Genomic DNA, 10,611 nt, shown 5'->3' on the forward strand with positions numbered 1-10,611 from the left:
GGACTGTGGCCTATCCGGCGCTGGCACGGGCGTTGCTAACGGAACCTCATAGGCCGCGCGTCGCTTGCGGCCCAGTTCAGGGGTTCAGCATGTTCGCCGTCATGACCGGGGCGCTCCTGCCCGTCGTCTTCCTCATGTTCCTCGGCTGGCTCGGCGGCAGGAAAGGCTATTTCAGGCGCGAGGACGTGAACGTCTTCGCCGCGCTGGTCATGCGCTTCGCGCTGCCGTTTTCGCTGTTCCTGGGCGCCCTGAACACGCCGCCGGAGAAGCTCCAGAACCTGCCCTTCATCCTGTGCATGGCCTTCGGCTTCGTCGGCACCTACATCGTCGCGCTCGTCATCGCCCGCCTCGCCTTCCGCCATGACCTCAAGACCTCGGCCATCCAGGCGCTGGTCTGCACCTTTCCGGACATGGCCTATTTCGGCGCGCCCATCCTCCTTGCCGTCTGCGGTCCGTCGGGCTTCCTCGCGGTGCTCGTGGGCAATCTCATCACCAGCTTCATCATCCTGCCGCTCACCATCGTGCTGAGCCGCTGGGGCGAGATGGCCAGCGGGCCGGACGAAAGCGGCGTCGCCGACATCCTGAAGAGCAGCCTCTGGCGCACTGTGACCAACCAGATGGTGTGGCTGCCCATCCTCGGCGTGATCCTGAGCTTCTCCGGCGTCACGCTGCCGGCCGCCCTGAAGCATTCCGTTGAGCTCGTCGCGACGACGGCGGGCGGGGTCTCGCTGCTGGCGCTGGGGCTCATGTTCTTCGGCGAGCGCCCGAGCGTGAACCTCGACGTGACGGTGAACGTCGGGATGAAGAACGTCCTCCAGCCGGCGCTGATGGCGCTCGGCATCTTCCTCTTCGGCGTGGATGCGGAATTCGCCCGCCAGGCGCTCATCGTCGGGGCGGTGCCCACCGCCATCGCCGCCTCCATGTTCGCCGTGCGCAACCGCACCTATGCGATGCCGGCCTCCGATTCCGTGGTCATCGGGACGGTGCTCGCCGTGTTCACCGAGGCCTTCCTCATCGCCGTCGTCCTTTGACCTGCGACAAGGTTTGCAAGCTATGGATGCGCTAGCTGTCAATGCGAAACAAGCGCGCATGCCGACCTGGGCGGGGCAGGTGCCGTGCCGCTATCGCCATCGCTGCGGCGCGCGGTGTGGAGGCAAGGTGCCTGCCGGCCTCGATCCCGTGCACCTGACCCATCTTGAATGCGTGATGACCTTCCGGCGCCGTGACTTCCTGATCTCCCTCGCCCTCGCGGTGCTGTGCGCCGTGGTGGCGGGCTGGGCCGGCTATAAGATGGTCTGCGCCGCTGGCATCAACGAGCAGCACGCGCTCGCCGAGCGGCGCATGGACATCGCCAACGAGACGCTGGAACGGGAAATCGAGAAGTACGGCCTCCTGCCGCGCACTGCTGCCGTCAGCCCGAACGTGATCGACTTCCTCAGCCGGCCCGCGACAGCCGAGGGCGTGGCCGAGATCAACCGCCAGCTGCGCACGCTCAACGACAGCGCCGGCACGCTCCAGACCTATCTGGTCGATCCCTCGGGCCGCATCGTCGCCTCCAGCAACTGGTCGGAGAAAGACAGCTTCATCGGCCGGGATATCTCCTACCGGCCCTATTTCCAGAACGCCCAGCCGGGGCGGACCACCGGTTATTACGCGGTGGGCACGACGGGCGATGCCCCGGGCTATTTCCTCGCCAGCGCGGTGGAGGACGGAGGCCGCAGGCTCGGCGTGGTCGCCGTGAAGCTCGGGCTCGACCAGCTGGAGCGGCTGTGGCTCGGCCAGCCCGAGCCGGCCCTCATGGTCGATGACAACGGCATCGTCGTCGTCTCCTCCGTACCGGACTGGAAGTTCGGCGCCCTGCGCCCGCTGCCCGCGGCGACCCTCGCCCATCTGGAAGCTTCGCAGCAATACAATCACCGGGAGATCAGGACGCTGGACTGGAAGGTGCTGACCACCTTCCGGAACGGGTCCTTCCTCGTGCGGGCGGGCACCCCGGCCGGCACCGCGACCTATCTTGCCGCCGGCCGCCCCGTGCCGGATCTGCACATGCACATGATCGTCCTCTCCGAGCCGCGCGAGGTCTATCGGGTCGCCTGGGGATGGGCCATCGCCTGCGCGGCCCTCGCCGCCCTCGCCTGCGCCTTGCTGCACGTGCTGAACATGCGGCGGCTCAGCATCCGCGAGCGCCTTGCCATGCGCGAGGCGCTCCAGGCCTCCCACGACCGGCTGGAAATCCTCGTCGAGGCCCGCAGCGCGGAACTGCGTCGCGCCAATGAGGGCCTGCGCCGGGAGGTGAGCGAGCGCATCCAGGCCGTGAAGCAGCTCCAGTCCTTTCAGGAGGAGCTGATCCGTACCGAAAACCTCGCCGTGATCGGCCAGCTTTCCGCCGGGATCGCCCATGAGATCAACCAGCCGCTCGCGGCTCTCAGCACGCTCTCGGCCAATGCGGTGCGCTTCCTGGAGCGCAACGATCTCGCGACCGTGCGCCTCAACCTCGGGCGCATCTCCGATCTGGTGGCGCGCATGGGCGCGCTCACCGGACAACTGCGCTCCTTCGCCCGCCGCTCGACCGGCGAGATCGGGGCGACCGCCGTCGGGTTGCGCGTAGATGGCGCCGTGGCCCTGCTGGCCCATCGCCTCACGAAGGACGGTGTGGTGGTCGAGCTGCTGCCGCCCGGCGGCGTGCTCACGGTGCTGTGCGACCCGGTGCGCCTCGAGCAGGTGCTGGTCAACCTCATCAGCAATGCGGTGGATGCCAGCAGCGACCTGCGGGTGCCGCACATCCAGGTGAGCTGGGGGGCGGAGGGTGAGAGCGGGATCATCCGCGTTCGCGACAACGGCATCGGGCTGACGGACGCGGTGAAGGCGCATCTCTTCGAACCCTTCTTCACCACCAAGAAGACCAGCGGCCTCGGGCTCGGGCTCGCCATTTCCGCCGACATCATCCGCGGCTTCGGCGGCGCGCTGACGGCCGACAACAATCCTGATGGCGGAGCCACCTTCACCATCACGCTGCCCCTCGCCGAGCAGAAGGAGACCTGCGATGCCTGACCTCAAGGTTCTCATCGTCGAGGACGACGAGGACGTCCGCCTCGGCTGCCTCCAGGCGCTTGAGCTGGAAGGCCTCACGGTCATCGGCGCGAAGTGCGTGGAGCAGGTTCCACGCATGGCGCCGCAGGATTTTCCCGGCGTCGTGGTGACGGACATCCGCATGCCCGGCATGGACGGCATGGCCTATCTGCGCCAGCTCGTGGAGGCGGATGCCGATCTTCCCGTCATCCTCATCACCGGCCATGGCGATGTGGCGACGGCGGTGCAGGCCATGCGCGACGGGGCCTATGACTTCATTCAGAAGCCCTTCTCGCCGGAGCAACTGGTGGGCGTGGTGCAGCGGGCGCTGGAGAAGCGGCGGCTGACCATGGAGGTGCGGGCCCTCCGTCGCCAGGTGGCGGCCATCGGCGGCCTCGAAAGCCGCATCGTCGGGCGCTCGGCGGCGGTGGTGGAGCTGCGCGCTCTGGTGCAGGACCTTGCCGCGACGCCCACCGACGTGATGATCCTGGGCGAGACCGGCTGCGGCAAGGAGCTGATCGCCCGCTGCCTGCACGACCTCTCCGGCCGGACCGGGCCGTTCGTGGCGCTCAATTGCGGCGGCCTGCCGGAGACGCTGTTCGAGAGCGAGATATTCGGCCATGAGGCCGGCGCCTTCTCGGGCGCCGCCAAGCAGCGCATCGGCAAGGTCGAGCATGCCCAGCGCGGCACGCTGTTTCTCGACGAGATCGAGAGCATGCCCATGGCCATGCAGGTCAAGTTTCTGCGCGTGCTGCAGGAGCGCGTGGTGGAGCGGCTCGGCTCCAACCGTCTCATTCCTGTTGATTTCCGGGTCATTGCGGCGACAAAGGCCGATCTCGGCGCGCTCTCGGAAGAGGGAAAATTCCGCGCCGATCTGCATTTCCGCCTCAACGTGGCGACCATCGACCTGCCGCCGCTGCGCGACCGGCGGGAGGATATTCCGCTTCTGTTCCAGTACTTTGTCAGCCAGGCCGCGCTGCGCCTGGACCGCCCTGCGCCGGAGATCCGCGACAGCCACATCCGCGAACTCATGGCCCACAAATGGCGCGGCAATGTCCGCGAACTGCGCAACGAGGCGGAGCGCTATGTGCTCGGGCTGAAGTCGAGCATCGGTCAGGGCGCGTCCGATACGCCGGCACCGCTCAGCCAGACGGTGGAAGTCTTTGAGCGAGGGATCATCGCCGAAGAGCTGCGGCGCCAGCACGGCAACATCTCGCGGGCAGCTGAAGCGCTGCGCATCGCCAAAACCACCTTGTTCGACAAGATCCGCAAATACGGCATCGAGACCGCACCACTGGTCTGATCGCTCAGCCCCGCGCCATCCGGAAAGGAAAGGGCGATGGAAATCAGGACATTACGCGCGTTCGTCGAGGTCGTGCGCCAGGGTGGCTTCTCCAATGCCGCAAAAGCCATCCTCGCCACGCAGAGCACGGTCAGCAAGGCCGTCCGCCAGCTCGAGGACGAGCTGGGGCTGCCGCTGCTCGATCGTCTCGGCCACAGCAGCCGGCTGACGGCGGCGGGCGAGATCGTCTACCGGCGGGCGGCGGTCATGCTGGCCGAGCGGGAGGATCTGGTGAGCGAACTCGACGAACTGCGGGGCCTCACGCGCGGGGTGCTGCGGCTCGGCCTGCCGCCGCTCGGCAGCAACATCCTGTTCGCGCCGCTGTTTGCCCTCTATCGCCAGCGCTTTCCCGGCATCGAGATCAAGCTTCACCAGCATGGCAGCCGGCGGCTGGAGGAGATGGTTCTGGCGGGCGAAATGGACCTTGCAGGCTCGCTCCTGCCGGTGGCGCCCGACTTCGCCTGGCAGTCCATCCATCAGGAGCCGATCGTGGCGCTGCTGCCGGCCTCGCACCGCCTCGCCGGCGCGGCGCGCGTGGACCTGGGGGACCTCGCCGCCGATCCCTTCCTGCTGTTTCAGGAGGGCTTCGCCATCGATACGGTGCTGCAGGCGGCCTGCGAGCGGCGGGGCCTGAAGCCGCAGGTGGCCGTGCGCAGCGCCCAGGCCGATTTTCTGGTCGAACTGGTCGCCGCGGAGGTGGGGGTGACGTTTCTTCCGCGCATGATCGCGGACCAGCGCCCCCGCCCCGGCGTCGCCCGCGTGCTGCTGGATGAGCCGGGCACCGACTGGCACATGGCCCTCGTCTGGCGCAAAGGCGGCTACCTCTCCCGCGCCGCCCTCGCGTGGCTGGACCTCAGCCGCGAAGTCCTCGCCGCCAATGCGGCGGCGGCCTGAGCACGGGAGCTGCGCGCGCCCTCAGGCTGCCCGGCGGGCCAGCCAGGCCTCGCCGCGGGCGGCGACGTCGGCGCGGTGCAGGGCGATCCACATGAGGGCGAGGCGCAGATAGCCGTTGGCGAGGGAAGATCCGTCGTCGAGTGCCGCAATGGCCCGATCGAGCGGCACGAGGAAGGGGCGGATGACTTCCGTCTCGTCCGCCGCGCCGGTGGTCTCCGGCAGGTTCGAGGCATCGACGAAGGCGAGGTAGAACCACGCCATCTCATCCACGGCGCCCGGCGAGACGAGGCAGGAGAAGAGGAAGTCCACCTCGACCGGGTCAAGCCCGGTTTCCTCGATGCATTCCCGCCGCGCGGTGAGCGCGGGGTCTTCTCCGGGCTCGATCAGCCCGGCCGGGATTTCGATGAGCTCGCCCCGTCCGGTTGCCATGTGCGCCGTGAGGCGGAACTGGCGCAGCAGCACGATGGCATCGCGGACCGGATCAATGGCGAGGATGCCGACCGCCCCGCCGACCCGCAGGATTTCGCGGGTCTGCACCACAGGCTCGGCGCCCGGCGTATGTAGGCGGAGGTCATAGCGCTCGAAACGGCGGAAGCCCTTGTAGATCAGCGTTTCGTCGAGAATGTCGATACGGGCCGGTTCGTCCTGAAAGGGCGTCTTCGTCACTGGGCGGTCACTCCCGCATGGGCCGTCTCGATGTTGAAGGCGGCGGCGAACAGCGCCTGCGTATAGGCCTCGCGGGGATGCTCGAACACCTCCCGCGCCGGGCCTTCCTCCACCACCGTGCCGTTGCGCATCACGAGGATGCGGCTCGCCAGCGCCGAGACGACGCGCAGATCGTGGGAAATGAACATGTAGGTGAGGGAGCGCTTGCGCTGGAGCGCGCGCAGCAGATCCACGATCTGCGCCTGCACCAGCATGTCGAGCGCCGAGGTGGGCTCGTCCAGCACCACGAAGGAGGGCTCGAGCGCCATGGCGCGGGCGATGGAGATGCGCTGGCGCTGGCCGCCGGAGAATTCATGCGGATAACGGAAGCGGCTCTCCGGATCGAGGCCCACGTCCTGAAGCGCCGCGATCACCCGCGCCTCCCGCTCATCCTGCGAGAGCTTGCGCTGGTGGATCAGCAGGCCCTCTTCCACGATGTCGGCCACCGACATGCGGGGGGAGAGCGCGCCGAACGGGTCCTGGAAGACGATCTGCATGTGCGCCCGCAGTGGCCGCATGCCGGCGAAAGAAAGCCCGTCCACCCGCTGGCCGAGGAAGGCGATGGGCCCCTTGGAAGAGATGAGCCGCAGCAAGGCGAGGCCCAGCGTCGTCTTGCCCGAGCCGCTCTCGCCTACGACGCCCAGCGTCTCGCCCTCGTGGATTTCCACGCTCACGCCGTCCACCGCCTTCACATGGCCGACGGTGCGCCGCAGGATGCCGCGCTTGATGGGGAAATGGACCTTCAGGTCCTGCGCCGAGACCACCACCTTCGCCTCCGGCGCGGCGGGGGCGGGATCGGGCTTCGGCTCCGCCTTCAGCAGCGCCTGCGTATAAGGGTGCTTGGGGTGGAGGAAGGTCTCTTCCGCGCCGCCCTGCTCGACGATCTCGCCTTTCTGCATCACGCACACCCGGTCGGCGATCTTGCGCACGATCCCGAGGTCATGGGTGATGAACAGCATGGCCATGCCGAGCCGCGCCTGAAGATCCTTCAGCAGCTTCAGGATCTGCGCCTGCACGGTGACGTCGAGCGCGGTGGTGGGCTCGTCGGCGATCAGCAGGTCCGGCTCGTTGGCGAGCGCCATGGCGATCATGACGCGCTGGCGCTGCCCGCCGGAAAGCTGGTGCGGATAGGCCCCGAGCCGGCTTTCGGGATCGGGAATGCCCACCTCGTGCAGCAACTCCAGCGTCCGCGTGCGCACCGCCGTGCCCGAAAGGCCGCGGTGGAGGATCAGCATCTCGCCGATCTGGCGGTCGATGGTGTGCAGCGGGTTGAGCGAGGTCATGGGTTCCTGGAACACCATGGTCACGTCATTGCCGCGCACCGCCCGCAGTTCCCGGTCGGAGGCGGTGAGGAGGTCGCGCCCCTTGAACAGGATGCGCCCCGACGGATGGCTGGCGGAGGGATAGGGCAGCAGCTTCAGCACCGAGAGCGCCGTCACCGACTTGCCCGAGCCCGACTCGCCCACCAGCGCCACCGTCTCGCCCGGCTTCACATCGAACGACACGCGATTGACCGCGATCTGCTCCCGTCCCTCGCGGCGGAAGGCGACGGAGAGGTCCTGCACGGAGAGGAGGGGGGCGGAGGTCTCTGTCATGGTTGCCCCAGAATATCGTCGAGCGTGAATGGAGTGACGCCGAGCCGACGTAGATCGTCCGGAAGCGCGATGCGCTCGTCCTGCGTGATGAAGACGCTGCATTGCGCGATCTGCGCCGAGGCGACGTGGATGGCGTCCGGCAGGCGCAGCGAGTGCCGCCCCGCCCGCAGGCGCGCAGCCGTGGTCAGGACATCACGGCCGACACTGACGGTCTCGAAATACGGAGCTGGCGCGATCATACCCTCGTAGGCGTCCGCAAGAGCCTCATCATCCCGCTCCATGGGCTTCACGAGGACTTCTGCCAGTGTGATCTCACTGGTGACGCCAATGATCGTACCGGCCTCGATACCTTTCAATATCCACCATGCGTGGTCCGAATGGGCACCGGTCATCTCGAACGCCGCAATGAAAACATTGGTATCCAGATAGACCCTCGGAACGCTCATCGGCGATCCCATTCGTCCCGCAGGGCGCGGACGTGGGCGACAACGCCCTCCGGCGTTTCGAACCGTGTCTGACGCAGGTGCCGCCAGCGGCTGAAATGACCTTCGCGGGCCATTTCTCCGGCGGGCGGCGCAGCCGTTTCCCGTTCCAGCACGACACGGACGGAGCTTTCGTCCTCGACCGCGGCCCGCAGATCGTCCGGCAATTTCTCGACGGGGTAATGCTCGCGCACGATCCGGTTCATGGCTCGGCCTCCGGGCACCAGTCTAGCACACTCACGCGAACGTCTTGCGCGGGTCGAAGGCGTCGCGGACGGCTTCGCCGATGAAGATGAGCAAGCTCAGCATGATGGCGACCGTGAAGAAGCCGGTGAGGCCGAGCCAGGGGGCCTGGATGTTGGCCTTGCCCTGCGAGAGCAGTTCGCCCAGCGAGGGCGAGCCGGGGGGCAGGCCGAAGCCGAGGAAGTCGAGGGCGGTGAGCGTCATCACCGAAGAGGAGAGGATGAAGGGCAGGAACGTGAGGGTCGCCACCATGGCGTTGGGCAGGAGGTGCCGCATCATGATGGTGAAGTTGCCCACGCCCAGCGCCCGCGCCGCCTGCACATATTCGAAGTTGCGGGCCCTGAGGAATTCCGCCCGCACGAGGCCGACGAGGCTCACCCAGGAGAACAGCAGCAGGATGCCCAGCAGCACCCAGAAGCCGGGCACCAGCACGGACGAGATGATGAGCAGCAGATAGAGGGAGGGGATGGAGGTCCAGATCTCGATGAAACGCTGGAAGAGCAGGTCCACCCAGCCGCCGAAATAGCCCTGCACCGCGCCGGCAGCGACGCCGACCACGGAGGAGATGAGGGTGAGGGCGAGGCCGAAGAGCACCGAGATGCGGAAGCCGTAGATGAGGCGGGCGAGCACGTCGCGGCCCTGATCGTCCGTGCCGAGCCAGTTGTATTCGAGCCCCGCGCAGCCCTTCACGCCCTTCTTCTCGGCCACCGCCGCACACTGCTGCTCGGTGAGCATCCAGGTGGGCGGGGAGGGGGCGGGGGTCGGCAGATCGAGATTGTGGGTGGAATAGGAGAAGTGGATCGGCGGCCAGATCATCCAGCCGCCTTTCTCTGCGATCAGCTTCTGGAGATAGGGGTCGCGATAGTCCGCCTCGGTCTCGAAGTCGCCGCCGAAGGCGGTCTCCGGATAGGCACGCAGCACGGGCGCGTAATAGGCGCCGTCATAGCGGATGAGGATCGGCTTGTTGTTGGCGATGAATTCCGCGAACAGGCTGAGGACGAACAGCACCATGAACAGCACGAAGGACCACCAGCCCCGCCGGTTGTGGCGGAAGTTGGTGATGCGGCGCTGGTTCAGCGGCGAGAAGAAGGGCCGCTTGCGCGGGGCGTCGGTGGCGGGGAGGGCGTTGGCGGTGGTGTCCATGGCGCTCACACGTCCCGCGTCTCGAAGTCGATGCGCGGATCGACCAGCATGTAGGTGAGGTCCGAGACGAGGCCGATGAGAAGGCCGGCCAGCGAGAAGATGTAGAGGGTGGCGAACACCACCGGATAGTCGCGGTTCAGTACGCTCTCGAAGCCGAGCAGGCCGAGGCCATCGAGGGAGAAGATGGTCTCGATCAGCAGCGAGCCGGTGAAGAAGGCCGAGATGAAGGCGCTCGGAAAGCCGGCGATGACGATGAGCATGGCATTGCGGAACACGTGCCGGTAGAGCACGGCGCGCTCGGGCAGTCCCTTCATCCGCGCCGTGATGACATATTGCTTGCGGATTTCCTCAAGGAACGAGTTTTTCGTCAGCAGCGTCATGGTGGCGAACGCCCCGAGCACCATGGAGGTGAGCGGCAGCACGAGATGCCAGGCATAATCGCCAATGCGCTGGGGCCAGCTCATCTGCGCCCAATTGTCGGAGGTGAGGCCCCGCAGGGGGAACCAGTCGAGGAACGAGCCGCCCGCGAACAGGATGATGAGCAGGATGGCGAAGAGGAAGGACGGGATAGCATAGCCGACGATGATGACCGCCGAGGTCCATACATCGAAGCGCGAGCCGTCCCGCATGGCCTTGGAGATGCCGAGCGGAATGGAGATGGCGTAGGTGAGCAGCGTCATCCAGAGCCCGAGGGAGATGGAGACGGGCAGCTTCTCCGCGATGAGGTCCAGCACCGAGATGTCGCGGAAATAGGAGCGTCCGAAGTCGAACCGCACATAATTCCAGATCATCAAAGCGAAGCGCTCGGCGGGGGGCTTGTCGAAGCCGAACTGCTTTTCCAGCTCCTTGATGAAATTGGGGTCGAGGCCCTGCGCGCCGCGATATTTCGAGGCGTCCGCCCCGCCGCCGCCGGCACCGGGCGCCTGCGCGCCGCCCGCGAAATCGCCGCCGCCGCCGGAGACGCGGGCGGTGGCGGAGACGTCATCGCCTGTCAGCTGCGCGATCACGCGCTCGACGGGGCCGCCGGGGGCGAACTGCACGACGACGAAGGACACCAGCATGATGCCGAGGATGGTCGGCACCATGAGCGCGAGACGGCGGACGATATAAGCGAGCATCGGGTCTCCGGAACTGGATG

The 10,611-nt window shown here is 67.1% G+C and carries 10 protein-coding genes; 4 read left to right on the forward strand and 6 right to left on the reverse strand.

What is annotated here, in order from left to right; all coding sequences use genetic code 11:
* The first annotated feature begins 89 nt into the window (after positions 1 to 89).
* Genes AZC_RS00615 through AZC_RS00630 form a run of 4 tightly spaced genes read left to right on the forward strand, consistent with a single transcriptional unit; the run spans position 90 to position 5,305 of the window.
* Positions 90 to 1,031 (forward strand): AEC family transporter, encoded by a 942-nt coding sequence (locus tag AZC_RS00615; RefSeq protein ID WP_043878712.1) that lies wholly within the window; start codon positions 90 to 92, stop codon positions 1,029 to 1,031.
* A gap of 58 nt (positions 1,032 to 1,089) precedes the next feature.
* Positions 1,090 to 3,051, forward strand: a complete 1,962-nt coding sequence (locus AZC_RS00620) for a sensor histidine kinase (RefSeq protein ID WP_052285818.1) — start codon at positions 1,090 to 1,092, stop codon at positions 3,049 to 3,051.
* Entirely contained in the window at positions 3,044 to 4,372 is a 1,329-nt protein-coding gene (locus AZC_RS00625; RefSeq protein WP_012168657.1) for a sigma-54-dependent transcriptional regulator, read from the forward strand. The genes AZC_RS00620 and AZC_RS00625 overlap by 8 nt, the downstream gene beginning before the upstream one ends.
* Positions 4,373 to 4,408: 36 nt before the next feature.
* Complete coding sequence (locus AZC_RS00630; RefSeq protein WP_012168658.1) at positions 4,409 to 5,305, forward strand: LysR family transcriptional regulator; 897 nt, start codon at positions 4,409 to 4,411, stop codon at positions 5,303 to 5,305.
* A gap of 21 nt (positions 5,306 to 5,326) precedes the next feature.
* On the opposite strand, the gene AZC_RS00635 is transcribed toward AZC_RS00630, so the two are convergent.
* The 6 genes from AZC_RS00635 to AZC_RS00660 are packed head-to-tail and all read right to left on the reverse strand — an operon-like array spanning position 5,327 to position 10,591.
* Positions 5,327 to 5,971 (reverse strand): NUDIX domain-containing protein, encoded by a 645-nt coding sequence (locus AZC_RS00635; protein WP_012168659.1) that lies wholly within the window; start codon positions 5,969 to 5,971, stop codon positions 5,327 to 5,329.
* Positions 5,968 to 7,605, reverse strand: a complete 1,638-nt coding sequence (locus tag AZC_RS00640) for an ABC transporter ATP-binding protein (RefSeq protein WP_012168660.1) — start codon at positions 7,603 to 7,605, stop codon at positions 5,968 to 5,970. Before AZC_RS00640 ends, AZC_RS00635 begins: the two co-directional genes overlap by 4 nt.
* Positions 7,602 to 8,051, reverse strand: a complete 450-nt coding sequence (locus AZC_RS00645) for a type II toxin-antitoxin system VapC family toxin (RefSeq protein WP_012168661.1) — start codon at positions 8,049 to 8,051, stop codon at positions 7,602 to 7,604. Before AZC_RS00645 ends, AZC_RS00640 begins: the two co-directional genes overlap by 4 nt.
* Positions 8,048 to 8,293 (reverse strand): hypothetical protein, encoded by a 246-nt coding sequence (locus AZC_RS00650; protein WP_043878713.1) that lies wholly within the window; start codon positions 8,291 to 8,293, stop codon positions 8,048 to 8,050. The genes AZC_RS00645 and AZC_RS00650 overlap by 4 nt, the downstream gene beginning before the upstream one ends.
* Before the next feature lie 31 nt (positions 8,294 to 8,324).
* Positions 8,325 to 9,473: an ABC transporter permease gene (locus tag AZC_RS00655; protein WP_043878714.1), complete on the reverse strand. Its 1,149-nt coding sequence runs from the start codon at positions 9,471 to 9,473 to the stop codon at positions 8,325 to 8,327.
* 5 nt (positions 9,474 to 9,478) lie between these two features.
* Positions 9,479 to 10,591: a microcin C ABC transporter permease YejB gene (locus AZC_RS00660; RefSeq protein ID WP_012168664.1), complete on the reverse strand. Its 1,113-nt coding sequence runs from the start codon at positions 10,589 to 10,591 to the stop codon at positions 9,479 to 9,481.
* Positions 10,592 to 10,611 lie beyond the last annotated feature (20 nt).

Origin of the sequence: Azorhizobium caulinodans ORS 571 (assembly GCF_000010525.1) — a bacterium.
GTDB classification, from domain to species: domain Bacteria; phylum Pseudomonadota; class Alphaproteobacteria; order Rhizobiales; family Xanthobacteraceae; genus Azorhizobium; species Azorhizobium caulinodans.

Coding starts and splice junctions, on each gene's coding strand:
- AZC_RS00615 (WP_043878712.1), top strand. CDS start 90: ATGTTCGCCGTCATGACCGGGGCGCTCCTGCCCGTCGTCTTCCTCATG.
- AZC_RS00620 (WP_052285818.1), top strand. CDS start 1,090: ATGCCGACCTGGGCGGGGCAGGTGCCGTGCCGCTATCGCCATCGCTGC.
- AZC_RS00625 (WP_012168657.1), top strand. CDS start 3,044: ATGCCTGACCTCAAGGTTCTCATCGTCGAGGACGACGAGGACGTCCGC.
- AZC_RS00630 (WP_012168658.1), top strand. CDS start 4,409: ATGGAAATCAGGACATTACGCGCGTTCGTCGAGGTCGTGCGCCAGGGT.
- AZC_RS00640 (WP_012168660.1), bottom strand. CDS start 7,605: ATGACAGAGACCTCCGCCCCCCTCCTCTCCGTGCAGGACCTCTCCGTC.
- AZC_RS00645 (WP_012168661.1), bottom strand. CDS start 8,051: ATGAGCGTTCCGAGGGTCTATCTGGATACCAATGTTTTCATTGCGGCG.
- AZC_RS00650 (WP_043878713.1), bottom strand. CDS start 8,293: ATGAACCGGATCGTGCGCGAGCATTACCCCGTCGAGAAATTGCCGGAC.
- AZC_RS00655 (WP_043878714.1), bottom strand. CDS start 9,473: ATGGACACCACCGCCAACGCCCTCCCCGCCACCGACGCCCCGCGCAAG.
- AZC_RS00660 (WP_012168664.1), bottom strand. CDS start 10,591: ATGCTCGCTTATATCGTCCGCCGTCTCGCGCTCATGGTGCCGACCATC.